Genomic DNA, 16,503 nt, shown 5'->3' on the forward strand with positions numbered 1-16,503 from the left:
ACGAATATTGAGTGAAGGTTATAAAATCTTACATAAAAGCAGCGGAAGGCTGCTTTTTTACTGCTTATTTATCCCTCAGATTTTCAATATAGAAAGCCTGACGATAGATGGCGCGGGCATGTGAGGACGTTAGATAATGTATCAGGTTAGAGACATCAGTGGAGATATCCGAGAACACTGAGCTTTCCATCAGTTTTTCGTCCGCCTTTGTTGATATCACAACGTAATTTACTCGAAGCGCACTAGGTTTTTCGTATAAATGAGATTGGGCACACAAAGCTAAGTGTATCGCTTTTAGCGACTCTGTTTGTGTGTCGTCATTTGAAACGATGACATAGGTGAGTGGGAGAGTCTGTACTGATTCTTTCAACACCACGGACGAAAACAAGGAGTGGTCTTCAAGCGGCATTCGAATGCCTTGCACCTCGGCTGCTGACACCACGGCAACAATGCCATCAATGGATGAAACACACCGTTGTGTCCATTCTACTTCAGACAAAATCATGTCTTCATCTCTAGGCTGACAATAACGATAGCGAATGCGAGGCTCTTCAGCCGCCAATCGATAGCCTTCTTGTTCATCGTCGTCAAGATAGACGACGACATTTCCTTTTTCTGCCAACCGTTTACTGACTTGTTGGCCCAAACATTGTATTTGGTTTACGACTAAATAGAGCTGGCTATCCATGGCGAGCGAAATATTGGCCTTCGATGTCGCAATTCTATCGTCTATTAATAGAGATTTCAGTGATTAAACGAAAAGATTAGACCGAAAAACTGGTGTTAGCCGAAAGGAGAGCGCTATTATTGATTTAACTGTAGAAAACACGATAGAACTGAAATCCATGAGAATTGCGACATCGTCGTCTACTGATTCAAATGCCATGTCTGCTGTGCAAGCGGTCGCTGAGGAGATACGTTCTGTTATCTCTTCACCTGCGCTCATCTTGGTGTACTACACGGAAACGCAAGACGCTGAAACATTAAGGCAAGCGTTTAGACATCAATTTCCAAATGCATATATCGTTGGATGTTCATCTTGCCGCGGCACAATGACTGAAAAAGGGTATGTCGGCGGTCATAACTTAGCGGCATGGGCGGTGCAAGATGACGCGGGCACATATGGAACAGCACTTTGCTCATTGTCTGAAACTTCTGATATAGACACGAGTGCAAAACAGGTTTTACAACGAGCCATTGAAAGCAGTGGTAGACCTGGAGAGCTTCCTGCCCTGATTGCCCTTCATGCCACACCGGGTAATGAGGAAACCATACTTCGTGCCATTCGAAGTGAATTAGGTGTCAACATTCCTATTATTGGTGGAACAGCTGCTGATGATGGTGTCAGCGGTAATTGGTCGTTGTTCAATAGTGACAGTGTCACGGACTCTGGCATCGCTATGGCGGTCTTTTTTCCTTCTGCCCGAGTGAGCTATTCTTTTCACAGTGGGTATGCGCCGTTAGGTGATTGTGCCGTAGCGACCAAAGTCAATGGTAGAACCTTGCTTGAGTTGGATAATGAGCCTGCTTCTGAGGTTTATGGGCAGTGGTTTCAAAATGCGACGGGACAATCTATTGATGAAGACGACTTGTTTGCTCAATCAACCTTGTTTCCATTAGGAAGGCAAACCGGAGAGATTCACGGTATGCCTTACTATACCTTGTCTCATCCTGCTTCCGTATCAGATGACGGCGGCATAAACATGTTCTGCAATCTTCGTGAAGGGGAAACCGTCCATTTCATGTCAGGAACTAAAGAGATGCTAGTGTCTCGTGCCGGGAGAGTCGTTGATTCTGCAAACGAGCATGAAAGGTATACGTGTGATCCGATAGGGGGCATTGCGATTTATTGTGCTGGGTGCATGCTACACGTTAGAGAGTCATTGGATGATGTTGCGGCGAATATGAACCGCGCGATGCAGAAAGCCCCCTTTATATGTCCTTTCACGTTTGGAGAGCAAGGACAGTTTCTCGGGGGCGAGATTGCTCATGGAAATTTGATGATTTCAGCTGTTTTGTTCCACAAGGATGAATTATGACGGGCGCTGTATCCGAGAAGTTGCAGGAAACGCTCTTTGAATTGAATCGCGTTGAAGAACGAGAGCATAAATTCAAAGAGGAAAACCGAGCGATCCTTTCTGCCATTTCCGCCATGTCAGGGGCCAGCAACAAAATAGAAGTGTTTAATACACTTCTTAAAGTGATCGAGCGTTACGTTTCATTTGAAAATGCTTTGGTACTCACACGAAACAAAGATACAGAAGATAGATATTCGTGTCTTGTATCGACCTCGCACGAAGTCGAAAAATTCCAATGGCAAGATGGCGGCACATTTTCACGCTGTGTGAATGGCCAAACTGTTATCTTATATGCGCCAGATAGAGTACGAGAATTCGACTTGCTCGATGCATCAGATTTTGACTCCTGCCGTTCTGCTTTGGTGACTGGCATGACGGTGAATGCTAGCGAATCTATTCTTCTGCTCTTCTCTTCCCAAAAGGGAGGGTTCGACATCAAAGCCCAGCAAGTTATCGAACGCTTTCGACCACTGATTGAACGAACAATCATTGATATAGATTATCGAGAACGCCTCCAGTGCTTGGTTTCGGTTAAAACCCAAGAGCTTACAGCTAGTCGTCAGCGATTCAGAGATTTTGCTAAAACCGCGGGGGACTGGTTCTGGGAAATCAATAATAACCTGCAGTTTACTTATTTGTCGTCACCATCAAATGAAGCGCTTTCAACAGAACCTCAAGCTATTATGAGCCAGTTTGATCGGCAGCCTGAAGTGAAGAAAAGGCTGATGGATCTAATCCAACTAGAGCAGCCGTTTTCAGAAGTGGAATGGAAAGTTTTTAGTCAGGGAGCTGAGCAATGGATCAGCCTTTCCGGTAGGCCTTATTACGATAAGCGCGGAAACTGCTTAGGTTTCCGAGGGACAGCAAAAGATATTACAACGCGAAAGCAACGATTGCATGAACTACAAATGGCGAGGAGACAGGCAGAATCAGCCAATGCCGCGAAATCACAATTCCTTGCCATGATGAGCCATGAAATTCGGACACCGCTTAATGCAGTAATGGGTTTGCTTGATGCCCTTCAACAGTCGCCAATTAATGAAGAACAAGAGCAATGGGTTCTCCAAATGGATAAGTCAGCCCATCTTTTGTTGACGATCATTAATGATGTTCTAGATTTATCTCGCGTAGAATCTGCTCGTTTTGCGCTACATCCCGAGAACATGAGCCCAAGAGAATGTATCTCTGTGGTGTTTAACCAGCTAAAAGAAGCGTCTTCCAGCAAGGACATAATGTTGGAAATGGATGTTTCTAATGATGTGCCCAATCTCATCTATCAAGACGGTAATCGTTTTACGCAAATCTTGTTAAACCTGGTTGGAAATGCAGTGAAGTTTTCGGATACGGGTGAAATTAACGTATCAATGTGGGCGGAAGGGAGAACGTTAAAACTCAGCGTTCAAGATTCAGGGATCGGCATCGCCCCAGAAAGAAAAAGAGATATTTTTCAGCCATTTACTCAGGCTGATGGCAGTATCACCCGTAAATACGGAGGTACCGGTCTCGGGCTTTCTATTTGTAAAAAGCTTGTATCAATGATGCAAGGTACGATCGACTTTGAAAGCCAACTAGGCGTTGGGACGACATTCTATATCACCATTCCTCTCATTGAACCTCCGATGCAGGAAATCGTTCAAAAAGACAAGACGGAAAATAGCGAAGTGAAACCGCTGAGAGTTTTGGTTGCCGAAGATAGCAAAGCAAATCAAATGGTTGTTAGGCTCATGCTGGAAAAAGCAGGTCATTCTGTCGTTCTGGCAAACAACGGCCAAGAAGCGATAGAAATATTGGACCGTGAACGGAGAGAGTCGCCATTTGATATAGTTCTCATGGATATGTCTATGCCTGTGCTTTGTGGTATTGAGGCAACAAAACAATTGAGAGCAAAAGGCTTCGCACAACCGATTATCGCCTTAACAGCCAATGCAATGAACGAAGATAGAGAGAAGTGTCTGCAAGCCGGAATGGATGATTTTGTTACAAAACCAGTGCGCTCAGTAATCCTTAAGCAAGCATTACAAAGACACACAGTAGGGAATGTAACAACCTAAATTTTTTTCTTCCTATTCGGGTTAGTGTCATATTACTACGCGGTGACGTTGTAACAATCTGTAATTTTGATTGTTCAGTAGTGTTCTATCGGCACGGTTCTAATTACGTGGTTTGTTAGATGTGGCACTAAGCAAGAACTCGCTAAACGCGAGTGCAATAGGCGAGAGTTTTTTTTCCTTTCGATGAACCAAATACCAATGCCGAATGATAGGCATGTTTTCAACATCAAGGACTTGAAGCCGTTTAGTCTCTAACTCCAACTCAATGGTATGACTAGATACAATCCCCAAGCTTAGTCCGGCTGAAACAGCTTGCTTGATGGATTCACTCGCACTCATTTCCGCAGACACGATGAGCGATAACCCGTGATTGTGAAAGAATCGCTCAATCGAAAACCGAGTACCTGATCCTTGCTCTCGAACTACCATTGGTTCTTTGGCAATCCTAGACAATGGGATATTGGTTTCAGCGCACAGCGGATGGTTAGCTGGGGCAACGACCACTAATGGGTTTTCCATAAAAACGGTGGCGTTTAAATCGAGCTCGGCAGGAGGCTTGCCCATAATGGCCAAATCACATCCATTGATTTTTATGTCTTTTAGTAGGTGTTCTCGATTGGTTACTTTAAGACTGAGTTTTACATCAGGATGCTCTTGAGAGAACGATGCGAGTAGACGCGCAGCAAAGTAGTTAGCGGTACTTGCCACGGTAATGTTTAATTTCCCACGAGTTAGCTCTTTCATGCTGTCGAAAACATCTTCGGCATCGCGAAGCTGTTCTGAAATACGCTCGCAGTAACCGAGTAGCTCTTGACCCGCTTCGGTAAGAAACAACGATTTACCCAACTGTTCGAACAATGCCAGCCCAATATTGTCTTCAAGTTGCTTGATTTGCATTGAGACGGCAGGTTGTGTCAGGTGAAGCTCTTCAGCTGCACGCGTGTAACTTGATTGAGTGGCTACGGCCTGAAAGATGTTTAGTTGTCTTAGGGTCAGATGCATACGACTACCTTGTATCAAACCACGAGATTAATGACCAAGATCCTGATTACTAGAACATCACCATCAACCTGCTCGTTTAGTCAATGAAGCAAACAAGCTAGGAAGAACGTCTGGCAGTTGAGTAACCTTATCGACAACCGTGTAATGACCTTGCCCAAATATCTGACCGACATAATTATCTGCGTCAGGATCGATCGTCAGGCAGTATGGGATCACACCTTGGCTGCATAGTTCGTCGACAGCACGCCTTGTATCGGCTTGAAGATATAGCGGGTCGCGAACATCAACATCTGCGGGTTCTCCGTCTCCTACTAATAACAGTAGTTTCTTTCGTTGTGGCTGTTTAGCCAAAAATGTTTTGGCATGACGCAATGCTGCTCCCATCCGTGTAGATAGGCCGCCTTGTATACCCGCTAAACGTGACTTGGCTTTGTCGTCATATGCTTCGTCAAAATCTTTGAATCGTTGATATTGCACATCCTCTCTACCGTTGGATGAAAAGCCATGTATTGCGAAGGTATCTCCAATCCCATCAAGCGCTGATGCCAACATGACTGTGGCTTCCTTAGCGACATCAAGAATGGTACGGCTTTCGTCATCGTTGGGTATTGTATCAAGCGTTGATTGAGATAAATCCAACAGGACCAATACTGCGATATCTCTTTCTTGCCGCTTCAGCCGTTGGTCAATGTTCATTTCTGGCAATGCGCCGCGACGTAGTTCTTTCATCGCGTCTATCGCAGCATCTAAGTCTAGGCCGTCACCGTCGTATTGCTTTCTCAGACGGGTAAGTCCTTTGGGTTGAAGTGTTTCAACCAGTGTTTTTATTTTTCGAACCAGCATTTGACGCTTGGCTAGAATACTGTCGATATCTTCAGAAAGACCAAGAGGGGCGCGCCGCTCTGTTAACGTTACCCAATCTGGCCGATGAGCTTGCAGTCCATAGTCCCACTCGGGGTACAAAATAGGAGGTGATATATTTTCGTTTCCCGCTAGAGCATTGGCATCTCGTTCGTTCATGCTGACATTTTCAGGGTCGCCGTCTCTGAAAAACTCAGAGTGTAATGTCCAAATCTCCTGTGCATTTTCATCGGCTAACTCGCAGTCAATTTCGTTGACCATTTGCGTGACTGTGACACTACGTCGAACTTGTTGATGTTGCTGCACTTCCCAGCGCACAAGTTCTGCTTCGCTGTCACACCACATCGCTATATTATCATCACGATAAGGCGCTAAAGGCTCCATATGGCTTGATGGTATTGAGGCCGAAATATCAAATTCTTGTATCACTTCATGGGCAAGCCAGCATCCCAAGCGCTCTATTTCTTGTGAGCTATCATGCTTATCATCATGACTTAACGTATTCCAAAATTTTGTATGTGACGCTGTAACTAATTGATGGCGGGTGTTGTCGGCCTCTATTGACGCGTCTTTATCAAGCAATGCATTTGCAATGTCTTTTAGGACCACCAAATAGCTTTCAGCCGAGGTGTTGTTGTTCTGATGATGTCGATGACATGGGTGATGAAAGCATTTCCATAAAATCTTTAATCCCGGAAACACCTCAATAGCCATTGCTTCAACGCGAGCGTCTTCAAATAAACCAATACAGATCCGCTCTAATGGTGAGAAAGCGTCACGTAAGCGAGGTCGACTGTATTTGACATGCGCTGCACAATGGGCAGACATAGCGCGGTAAAGCTGTTTGTTTAATGTTGCCTGTGTTGAGTGAGATTGCGCAGTTTCTGCGGCATTACGTGTGTTCAACGTTGCTATCGCGTCTACTGCGTCTGGCAATAAAATGACGCCATCCTCTATTGTCGCTAATTGAGTCGTCATGATAGGAGAGGTTGCTATTTTGGAATGGGTGTCATTCATGGGGCTAACATCAGTCGTATCGCCGTTCGCGAATAACGACTTGTGCATAGATATAGGCCGCATAAAGAAATCGCTCCCCCATACTGCACGGAGAAAAAAGTGTACTTGTCGCTGAACATTGCTGAAAAGAGTGCCTTTTCGCTGTTTTTGAAACACGGTCAGGCTTTCAGTCGATGCCAGAGAAAAGTATGCATCAAGCGCTTCATATTGATGAGCATGCGCGTTGGCACCAAAGAGAACCCAGTATCTAAAGCCGCTAAACGGTAAAGCTTGTAAATACAAAGACGCGTTATCTAAAACAGATTTGAGATTGCGAGGTGCTTTCAATACCAGTAATTCAATGAGCTGCAGGTAAGCGAGGAATTCTTTCGATGAGTTCAGCTGAGTGGCGACTTTGGGCAGTGAATAGAGAAACTGCGCTTGCCGCGCCGAGCTTACCCATCGTCCAAGTTCCATTGTCGTTGAATAGATCTTTCGAGTGACGCTGTCACTTTTTGTATGGGATGTTTTTTCGGCGATACAAACATCACCTTCGAAGGGAATATCTTTGAGACCTGAAGCGAAAGATAAATAAGGAATAGTCAGGATCCATGCAACGGTTATTGGATCAAAACGTTTATTGGACATAAACGATCGAATGGCCTGATAAAACGATGCGAGTTCATCTGACTGGAGCAAGTGTTGAGCATCGGATAGTGCCACCTCAATGTCTTCGAAATGAATGTCATCACTTTCGGAGTTGGAATTAGCACCATTGTGTCTCTCGACGACAAGTTTGATGTCTTGAATAGAAAGAGGCGTTCCATCATCCATTTTATGTGCTCCTATGCTATTTCTGCCCGCGTGTGTTTTGCCCGTCATGGCTTCATCAATTCGAGTATTCGCATACTGATTAGTTAGAAACAGCCCATGACCGTGGCTTCTAATGTGTCTCGAATATCTGGGTCATCGCTGAGTGGGCGTACCAACGCCATATGACAGGCTGATATGGCAGGGATGCCTTGACTGATCAACTGCGCGGTATAGACAAGAAGTCGCGTCGAAATACCTTCAGTAAGGCCATGCCCAACAAGGTTTCTTGCGTGAGTGGCGATTTGAATAAGACGTTGAGCAGTATCTCTATCCACACCGGTTTCATGGCAGACGATGAGGATTTCAGTTTCCTCGTCAGGATAAGTGAACTCCAACGCTGCAAAGCGTTGTTTGGTTGATGTTTTTAAATCCTTCATGATCGTTTGGTAACCTGGGTTATAAGAAATCACCAATTGAAAATCAGGATGTGCAGCAAGTAATTCGCCTTTTTTTTCTAACGAAAGAGAGCGACGGTAGTCAGTCAAAGAGTGAATTGCCACTGTGGTATCTTGTCTGGCTTCAACCACCTCATCGAGGTAGCAAATTGCACCCATACGCGCAGCGAGTGTCAATGGCCCGTCTTGCCAATATGTACCATTCGCATCCAACAAATAGCGACCAATCAAATCGGATGCCGTCATGTCCTCGTGACAAGAAATGGTGATCAATGGCCTTGATAGCCGCCATGCCATATGTTCAATAAATCGCGTTTTACCGCAACCAGTCGGGCCTTTTAACATCATCGGAATGCGTGATTGATAGGCCGCTTCATAAAGCGTAATTTCTTCGCCGGATGCTTGATAGTAGGGTTCTTTGTCAACCAAATATTGTTGATTGGCAGGCATCGCTTCAATTGTCTGAGTCATTGCTGGCTTCCTGTCATTCGCAAAAAAGGGCTAGGGCGACAGCTGGATAGGTAGCTGTGCCCCGCCAATAGACAGCGTATTATGGATACTGTCACTCAAATCCGGGCGCGCGATAGATAACCATCGATGCCCCTTGGCTTTGTTGATAATTGTCGTAACCAACTAACCTGACATGGTGATTGGCGTTTAGGTTGTGACAAAGCTGAGCTTCATTGAGAATCGTATCGACGTTAGTTTCTCCAAACATGGGAAGTTTCCACATGTACCAGAATGAACCACTGGCTTCCTCAGGTTCGGAGTGCTCAATCGCTGGGTTCCAACCTTTGCTGACAATGTATTCCACTTGGCGTCGAATTTGCTCTGCGGTCATACGGGGTAGGTAGGAAAACGTCTCGAACTTCCGGCTATGTTTGTCGGTTAACCTTGACGGGTAGTCCATCACTTCACTCATAGTGTCGCTCCTTTTGTTGTTACGTTTCGGGTGAGTCGTTATCCATCAATTAGGCATGAACCACATCGAGTTTATCGACCGTATCGAATTCGAATTTGACCTCTTTCCATGTTTCCATGGCTGCTTTCAGTTCTGGGCTATGTTTCGCGGCGGCAGTAAGAATGTCTTTGCCTTCGCGCTCCAATTCTTTACCTTCGTTTCTTGCTTGTGTACATGCTTCCAATGCCACACGGTTTGCAGCCGCGCCAGCTGCGTTACCCCAAGGGTGACCTAATGTGCCCCCGCCAAATTGGAAAATGGCGTCGTCACCAAAAATCGAAACAAGGGCAGGCATATGCCATACATGGATTCCGCCCGATGCAACGGGTAACACGCCAGGCATTGAGCCAAAGTCTTGGTCAAAGAAAATCCCGCGAGAGCGATCTTCTTTGATAAAACGATCACGCATGATGTCAATCCAACCCAGCGTTGCTTCACGATCCCCCTCTAGCTTTCCAACAACCGTGCCTGAATGGAGATGGTCGCCGCCTGAAAGGCGAAGGCATTTGGATAACACGCGGAAATGAATACCATGACGAGGGTTTCTATCTAACACCGCATGCATTGCACGGTGAATGTGAAGCAACATGCCGTTTTCACGGCACCAGTTAGCGAGCCCCGTATTAGCGGTAAAACCCGCGGTTAGAAAATCATGCATGATGATTGGCATATCCAACTCTTTGGCGAACTCGGCACGACGATACATTTCTTCAGGCGTTGCAGCCGTCACATTTAGGTAATGACCTTTACGCTCACCAGTTTCACGCTCTGCACGATGAATGGCCTCGGCCACATACTCAAAACGATCACGCCAGCGCATAAACGGTTGAGAGTTAACATTTTCATCATCTTTGGTGAAATCCAACCCACCACGCAAACCTTCGTAACAAGCACGCCCGTAGTTTTTCGCAGAAAGGCCTAATTTCGGCTTGATGGTGCAACCAAGTAGGGCACGACCGTATTTGTTCATTTTGTCACGCTCGACCTGAATACCATTTGGTGGGCCACCACAGGTTTTTACGTATGCAATAGGGAAACGAACGTCCTCTAAACGCAGCCCGCGAATCGCTTTAAATCCGAATACGTTACCCACCAATGAAGTCAGTACGTTAACCACTGACCCTTCTTCAAATAGATCAATAGGGTAAGCAACAAAGGCATAGAAGGCGGTATCGTCTCCAGGCACATCTTCAATGGCGTAAGCACGTCCCTTGTAATAGTCGAGATCAGTAAGTAGATCCGTCCAAACCGTCGTCCACGTACCTGTCGAAGACTCTGCCGCAACAGCTGCAGCAGCTTCCTCCCTCGGTACTCCCGGTTGAGGTTCTATTTTAAAACATGCAAGAAGATCGGTGTCTGTGGGAATGTATTCAGGCATCCAATATGTTTCACGATAATCCTTTACGCCGGCTTGATAACTTTTTGCCATAATCAAATTCCTTATGTATTTCTGTTTAGAAGAATGAGCCTTTGAATCATGTGTGCTTCAATGCGTTAGGCTTATATTCAGTGTTGCTATTTTCACGAGGAAGTGAAATAGAAAGTTCTTATGGGAAATATAATAAATAATTTGGATGTAATAATGCTCCCGATTGGTGTTATTTTTTCCTGAGTGTTTCTTTGCTCGCCATTCACACTTTGAATTCGCCAAGGCATCACCTAGTTGTCTGATTTTAATGGTTTAAATAGACATTCCAATGTATTGAGTGGTGCGAACCTACTGGCGGTTTAATATTTATAAATCTCCGGTATAACTATTTCTTATCATACTGGAAACTATTCCTGATTGGTTTGTTTTGAACTGACTGTTTAATTTCAATATTGATTTCCATGATTTTACTGTGGCTTTCTCTCTGTGTGTTTTGATCTAAATCGGTCAGTGAATATTTTTAATAATGAAAAATCGAGACTTAATAAATCATACGCGTGGAAATTATTTATGTCTGGGCAATCAGGTTCAAATGGGCGGCAGGAAACCTCTATAGTGAAAAGGAGTTTATATGAACAAAGCTAAATATCTCAGTGAAGTCCACAGTGGCCTTGGCACCGATCATAGCGCTATTGACGGTTTAACGAGGCACCCAGAAATATCCAATAATATCCATCTAGAGTGCGCTACCGCACTTCGTATGCTCTGCGTCGATATGGTGGAAGCGGCCAATTCTGGTCATCCGGGTGCGCCAATGGGAATGGCAGATATTGCGACCGTACTTTGGAGAGATTTTTTAAAACACAACCCACGAAATCCTCTGTGGAGTAACCGTGATCGTTTTGTCCTTTCCAATGGACACGCGTCGTCAATGCTTTACGCGCTGCTGCACCTCACTGGCTACGACCTTCCTCTAGACGAATTGCGTCGGTTTCGTCAATTGGGCAGTAAAACCCCAGGTCACCCTGAAGTAGGTGTTACTCCAGGAGTAGAAACCACAACAGGTCCACTAGGGCAAGGCTTGACCAATGCTGTTGGCATGGCGTTAGCAGAAAAAACACTGGCGGCCCAGTTTAATCGCCCTGATTTCGACATCGTCAATCACTATACATACACCTTCTTGGGCGATGGCTGCCTGATGGAAGGTATCTCCCACGAAGCCTGCTCTTTGGCGGGCACTCTTAAATTGTCAAAGCTGATCGCTTTTTACGACGACAATGGCATTTCGATAGATGGCGACGTTGATGGTTGGTTTACCGATGACACGCCACAACGCTTTCTTTCCTATGGTTGGCATGTCATCGAAAATGTGGACGGGCATGATCCATTAGCAATTCAAGAAGCGATTCTTGATGCGCAATCGACAACAGATAAGCCAACATTAATCTGCTGCAAAACCGTGATAGGTCAGGGCTCCCCAAAAAAAGCTGGTTCTCACGACGTACATGGCGCCCCATTGGGCAGTGAAGAAGTGACTCGCACGAGAAAAGCGCTGCATTGGATTTATGAACCGTTTGAGGTTCCTACAAAAATTGGCACGTATTGGAATGGTTCTGAACAAGGCGAAATGCGTGAAACGCTATGGAACTCTCAATTTTCCGCATATGCCAAACAATACCCAGAGTTAGCCGCTGAATACACTCGCCGTGTGGAAAATCAATTGCCTTCAAACTGGTCAGCAACTGCGGAAAGGCATGTGAGAACCGCCGCTTTACAGGCGCAGAGTATCGCCAGTAGACAAGCTTCTCAGGCAGCATTGAACGCTTTTGGCCCTCAACTCCCTGAATTGATTGGCGGATCAGCTGATTTAAGTCCATCTAATAATACATTTTGGAAAGGCGCTGCGGATAACACTCCTAATAACCCAGAGGGCAACTACATACGTTTTGGCGTGCGTGAATTTGGTATGAGTAGTATTGCAAATGGTATTGCACTTCATGGCGGTTTCATCCCGTATTGCGCGACATTTCTTGTGTTTTCAGACTACGCAAGAAACGCACTCAGAGTTGCTGCTTTGTCTCATGTGCATGCCATTTTTGTTTATACCCATGACTCCATTGGCTTAGGGGAAGATGGCCCAACTCATCAACCTGTTGAGCACCTTACTAGCTTCCGAGCCATGCCAAATATAAGCGTTTGGCGCCCTTGCGATTCCGTTGAAACCGCGGTGGCTTGGAAAAAGGCCATTGAAGACCAAAGTGGCCCTCATATTTTGGTTTTCTCGCGTCAAACATTGGCGTATCAACTGCGTCGCGCAGACCAACTCTCCTTGATTGAACGTGGTGGCTATGTGCTTCGAGAACACGATGGTCACAGGGAAGATCAGCCTGATTTGATATTGATAGCGACGGGTTCTGAAGTAGAACTCGCTATTGAAGCCGCAACCAAGCTCAACCGCAAAGGAATTCGAGCACGCGTCGTATCGATGCCTTCAACCACTGAATTCGACAAACAATCCAAGCAATATCGCGACAGCGTGCTTCCACCTCAGGTCACGCACCGAGTTTCAGTTGAAGCTGGCTCTACTTTGGGTTGGCACAAATATGTCGGTTCAAACGGGTTCGCAATGGGAATCGACACCTTTGGTGAATCTGCACCAGCCTCAGAGCTTTATGCCCATTTCGGCTTAACGGTAGAGAACATTATTGAACAAGCCGAGCAACTGACGGCGATATGACTAAGCGCCATGAAAGGCGACATTTATAGATTTTTAATTGCAAGGAGAGTGTTATGGCACTTATCAGCTTGAGACAGTTACTCGATCACGCCGCAGAACATGGATATGGCGTACCGGCATTTAACGTGAACAACATGGAACAAGTACAAGCCATTATGGGGGCGGCGGCGGCATGTGATAGCCCTGTTATTCTCCAAGCATCAGCAGGCGCAAGAAGCTATGCAGGTGCGGGTTTTCTTCGTCATCTTATGTTGGCGTCCGTTGAACAATGGCCCGAGATACCCGTGGTTGTCCATCAAGACCACGGAGCCTCACCGGCGGTGTGCTTACAGTCAATTCAGCAAGGATTCACTTCCGTCATGATGGATGGTTCGCTGCACGAAGACATGAAAACGCCGGCAAGTTATGAGTACAACTGCGACGTCACGGCTCGTGTGGTTGAGATGTCGCACGCATGTGGCGTATCTGTAGAAGGTGAACTGGGTTGTCTTGGTTCTTTGGAAACTGGTACCGCAGGTGAAGAAGATGGTTCAGGAGCGGAAGGGGTATTGAGCCATGATCAACTCCTTACCGATCCGAAAGAAGCGGCACTGTTTGTTAGCCAAACCAAGGTTGATGCGTTAGCCATCGCGATTGGTACCAGCCACGGCGCTTACAAATTCACCCGTCCTCCGACTGGTGACATTCTCGATATCGAGCGTATAGCGCAAATACACCAGCAAATTCCCAACACGCATTTGGTCATGCACGGCTCCTCATCTGTGCCACAAGAATGGCTGAAAGTCATCAATGAATTCGGCGGAGATATGGGGGAAACCTATGGCGTTCCTGTCGAAGAGATTGTCGAAGGTATCCGCCATGGTGTGCGAAAAGTCAACATTGATACGGACTTACGCATGGCGAGCACTGGTGCTGTTAGACAGTTTTTAGCACAAAACCCAAGCAATTTTGATCCACGAAAGTTCCTGATTGCAGCGACAAAAGCAATGGAAGCCTTGTGTTTAACGCGTTATGAGGCATTTGGCTGTGCGGGCATGGCGTCAAAAATCACCCCCGTGAATTTAGAAATCATGTCGACGCGTTACTCGACGGGTGAGTTAGATCCTTCCGTTCGATGAGTTTCATTTGAGTGAATAAGGTATCCACCTGTAGGAGAAACACTATGTCTATTAAACACCCCATTGTTGCGGTTACAGGCTCTTCTGGTGCGGGCACATCGACAGTCAAAAATGCGATGGAGCAAATCTTCCGTCGAAATCAATTCAATGCTGCCGTGGTCGAAGGAGACAGCTACCACAAATTTGATCGTGCTGAAATGCGAGACCGTCTCAGAAAAGCCGATGAGAAAGGGAAAAATCTGAGCCATTTTGGTCCAGAAGGTAATGACTTCAATGAACTAGAGAAGACCTTTAGATCCTATGGTGAAACGGGTTCTGCATTACGTCGTTACTATGTTCACAACGAAGAAGAAGCCGTATTACACAAAGCCAAACCAGGCACCTTTACGGAATGGTCACCTATTCCAGAAGGGTCAGATCTTCTGTTCTATGAAGGTTTGCACGGCGGAGTAGTGACGCAAAGTAGCAATGTTGCTCAATTTGTTGATTTACTGATTGGCGTGGTGCCGATTGTAAACCTTGAATGGATACAGAAAATCCATCGAGATACCCATGTTCGTGGCTATAGCCGAGAAGCGGTTACCGATACGATCTTACGTCGTATGCATGACTACGTGCATTACATTACGCCTCAGTTTTCACTCACCGATGTCAATTTTCAACGTGTGCCTATGGTGGATACGTCAAACCCATTCATTTCCAGAGACATACCAACGCTTGATGAGAGCATGGTGGTTATTCGCTTCCGTGATCCAAAGAAAAGTGGCGTCGATTTTCAGTATCTACTGAACATGATTGATGGGTCATTTATGTCTCGTAGAAACAACATTGTTGTGCCGGGTGGGAAAATGGGGCTTGCCATGGAGTTGATTATGCAGCCCATGATCGAAGAACTGGTGCTACACGGTTCCAATCGTGTGAGTGTTGCGACGACTCACGATCGCTTCTCGAAGCGCGTACCTGCTTTATAGGGAATAGGGAACATTCACGATGAGAACAAAAACGACCTTTACTCGATTTATTATTGAAGATCTTCGAAAGCTGCCGGAAGCGACAGGAGAATTTACACTGTTGCTCAACGCGATTGTCACAGCGTGTAAAGAAATTGCTGATGACGTTAACCGAGGTCAGTTAATCAATGTCCTAGGCTCAGCGAAAACTGAGAATATTCAGGGGGAGACGCAGAAGAAACTCGATGTGATTTCCAATGACGTTATTCTCCGCTCTCTGGAGTGGTCTGGGCACCTTGGCGGTATGGCTTCAGAGGAAATGGAGGAGGCTTACTCCATACCCAGCCGTTATCCAAAGGGAAAATACTTACTTGTCTTTGACCCGCTGGATGGTTCTTCAAACACTGAAGTGAACGTTTCTATCGGCACGATATTTTCCATACTACGTTGTCCCGAAGGGATTGAGGAGCCGACAGAAGAAGATTTTCTTCAACCGGGCTCTCGCCAAGTATGTGCGGGTTACGTGCTTTATGGCCCAGCAACAAATTTGGTTCTTACGACAGGGCAAGGCGTAAATGGCTTCACCTTAGATAGAGATATCGGCGAGTTTATTCTGACTCACAGAAAACTCTCGATTCCTGATCAAACCAGTGAGTTCGCGATCAATATGGCCAATCAACGTCATTGGGAGCCCGCGATAAAACGCTATATCGATGAAGTTGTTGCTGGTGAAGATGGTCCAAGAGGGCGAAATTTCAATACCCGTTGGGTCGCGTCTATGGTTGCCGAAGTACATCGGATACTGATGCGAGGTGGCATATTCCTCTATCCCATGGATAGCCGTGAAAATGTTCAAGAAGGGCGGTTGCGTCTTTTGTACGAAGCCAATCCAATGGGCTTTATTATTGAACAAGCAGGGGGCATTGCATCGACAGGTCGGCAACGTTTGATGGAAGTGAAACCCAACCGACTTCATCAGCGTGTCCCGGTGATCATTGGGGCGAAAGAAGAAGTAGAACGTGTCGAGCTTTACCATTCATTGATGGATCAAGAACGATCTGACAGCACTCCTCCTCATAGGCAGGAGGCGAAACAGGCGTAGCATTTTCGTG

At 46.0% G+C, this 16,503-nt stretch carries 12 protein-coding genes; 6 read left to right on the plus strand and 6 right to left on the minus strand.

The genetic code is table 11. The annotated features are described in order from the left end of the window. Positions 1-64: 64 nt before the first annotated feature. Entirely contained in the window at positions 65-688 is a 624-nt protein-coding gene (locus L4D06_RS08430) for a Rossmann-fold NAD(P)-binding domain-containing protein (RefSeq protein WP_429738800.1), read from the minus strand. 157 nt (positions 689-845) lie between these two features. Here L4D06_RS08430 and L4D06_RS08435 point away from each other — a divergent pair, with 157 nt between their 5' ends. Then, entirely contained in the window at positions 846-2,039 is a 1,194-nt protein-coding gene (locus L4D06_RS08435) for an FIST signal transduction protein (RefSeq protein WP_274162562.1), read from the plus strand. Then, positions 2,036-4,129 carry an ATP-binding protein gene (locus L4D06_RS08440; protein ID WP_429738801.1) on the plus strand — a complete coding sequence of 698 codons (2,094 nt, stop codon included), beginning with the start codon at positions 2,036-2,038 and terminating at the stop codon, positions 4,127-4,129. The genes L4D06_RS08435 and L4D06_RS08440 overlap by 4 nt, the downstream gene beginning before the upstream one ends. 99 nt (positions 4,130-4,228) lie before the next feature. On the opposite strand, the gene L4D06_RS08445 is transcribed toward L4D06_RS08440, so the two are convergent. The 5 genes from L4D06_RS08445 to L4D06_RS08465 all read right to left on the minus strand — a co-directional run bounded on the left by L4D06_RS08445 (position 4,229) and on the right by L4D06_RS08465 (position 10,646). Further along, positions 4,229-5,131, minus strand: a complete 903-nt coding sequence (locus L4D06_RS08445; RefSeq protein ID WP_274162564.1) for a LysR family transcriptional regulator — start codon at positions 5,129-5,131, stop codon at positions 4,229-4,231. Between the two features lie 63 nt (positions 5,132-5,194). Further along, on the minus strand, positions 5,195-7,822 hold the full coding sequence (locus tag L4D06_RS08450; protein ID WP_429738803.1) for a nitric oxide reductase activation protein NorD: 2,628 nt from the start codon (positions 7,820-7,822) through the stop codon (positions 5,195-5,197). An 83-nt stretch (positions 7,823-7,905) separates the two neighbouring features. Continuing rightward, complete coding sequence (locus tag L4D06_RS08455) at positions 7,906-8,727, minus strand: CbbQ/NirQ/NorQ/GpvN family protein (protein WP_274162566.1); 822 nt, start codon at positions 8,725-8,727, stop codon at positions 7,906-7,908. A gap of 91 nt (positions 8,728-8,818) precedes the next feature. Continuing rightward, complete coding sequence (locus tag L4D06_RS08460) at positions 8,819-9,178, minus strand: ribulose bisphosphate carboxylase small subunit (protein WP_028025567.1); 360 nt, start codon at positions 9,176-9,178, stop codon at positions 8,819-8,821. Between the two features lie 49 nt (positions 9,179-9,227). Further along, positions 9,228-10,646 (minus strand): form I ribulose bisphosphate carboxylase large subunit, encoded by a 1,419-nt coding sequence (locus L4D06_RS08465; protein ID WP_274162567.1) that lies wholly within the window; start codon positions 10,644-10,646, stop codon positions 9,228-9,230. 571 nt (positions 10,647-11,217) lie between these two features. Here L4D06_RS08465 and tkt point away from each other — a divergent pair. From tkt to L4D06_RS08485, 4 genes are read left to right on the plus strand one after another with little or no spacing between them, the layout of a single operon-like run. After that, the gene (gene tkt, locus L4D06_RS08470; protein ID WP_429738806.1) at positions 11,218-13,323 is read left to right on the plus strand and encodes a transketolase; all 2,106 of its coding nucleotides are present in this window, start codon (positions 11,218-11,220) and stop codon (positions 13,321-13,323) included. A 53-nt stretch (positions 13,324-13,376) separates the two neighbouring features. Next, positions 13,377-14,441, plus strand: coding sequence for a class II fructose-bisphosphate aldolase (gene fba, locus L4D06_RS08475; RefSeq protein WP_274162569.1), 1,065 nt, complete (start codon positions 13,377-13,379; stop codon positions 14,439-14,441). Between the two features lie 44 nt (positions 14,442-14,485). Beyond that, positions 14,486-15,412: a phosphoribulokinase gene (locus L4D06_RS08480; RefSeq protein WP_274162570.1), complete on the plus strand. Its 927-nt coding sequence runs from the start codon at positions 14,486-14,488 to the stop codon at positions 15,410-15,412. 19 nt (positions 15,413-15,431) lie between these two features. Continuing rightward, a complete protein-coding gene (locus L4D06_RS08485; RefSeq protein WP_429738808.1) occupies positions 15,432-16,493 on the plus strand; it encodes a class 1 fructose-bisphosphatase in 1,062 nt (353 codons plus the stop codon). Positions 16,494-16,503 lie beyond the last annotated feature (10 nt).

It is taken from the genome of Enterovibrio makurazakiensis (genome assembly GCF_050336585.1).
Classification (GTDB): Bacteria; Pseudomonadota; Gammaproteobacteria; order Enterobacterales; family Vibrionaceae; genus Enterovibrio; species Enterovibrio gelatinilyticus.

What these genes read in the sequence shown, in the direction of transcription:
- L4D06_RS08430 (WP_429738800.1), bottom strand. Translation starts at nt 688, where the DNA reads ATGGATAGCCAGCTCTATTTAGTCGTAAACCAAATACAATGTTTGGGC.
- L4D06_RS08435 (WP_274162562.1), top strand. Translation starts at nt 846, where the DNA reads ATGAGAATTGCGACATCGTCGTCTACTGATTCAAATGCCATGTCTGCT.
- L4D06_RS08440 (WP_429738801.1), top strand. Translation starts at nt 2,036, where the DNA reads ATGACGGGCGCTGTATCCGAGAAGTTGCAGGAAACGCTCTTTGAATTG.
- L4D06_RS08445 (WP_274162564.1), bottom strand. Translation starts at nt 5,131, where the DNA reads ATGCATCTGACCCTAAGACAACTAAACATCTTTCAGGCCGTAGCCACT.
- L4D06_RS08450 (WP_429738803.1), bottom strand. Translation starts at nt 7,822, where the DNA reads ATGGATGATGGAACGCCTCTTTCTATTCAAGACATCAAACTTGTCGTC.
- L4D06_RS08455 (WP_274162566.1), bottom strand. Translation starts at nt 8,727, where the DNA reads ATGACTCAGACAATTGAAGCGATGCCTGCCAATCAACAATATTTGGTT.
- L4D06_RS08460 (WP_028025567.1), bottom strand. Translation starts at nt 9,178, where the DNA reads ATGAGTGAAGTGATGGACTACCCGTCAAGGTTAACCGACAAACATAGC.
- L4D06_RS08465 (WP_274162567.1), bottom strand. Translation starts at nt 10,646, where the DNA reads ATGGCAAAAAGTTATCAAGCCGGCGTAAAGGATTATCGTGAAACATAT.
- tkt (WP_429738806.1), top strand. Translation starts at nt 11,218, where the DNA reads ATGAACAAAGCTAAATATCTCAGTGAAGTCCACAGTGGCCTTGGCACC.
- fba (WP_274162569.1), top strand. Translation starts at nt 13,377, where the DNA reads ATGGCACTTATCAGCTTGAGACAGTTACTCGATCACGCCGCAGAACAT.
- L4D06_RS08480 (WP_274162570.1), top strand. Translation starts at nt 14,486, where the DNA reads ATGTCTATTAAACACCCCATTGTTGCGGTTACAGGCTCTTCTGGTGCG.
- L4D06_RS08485 (WP_429738808.1), top strand. Translation starts at nt 15,432, where the DNA reads ATGAGAACAAAAACGACCTTTACTCGATTTATTATTGAAGATCTTCGA.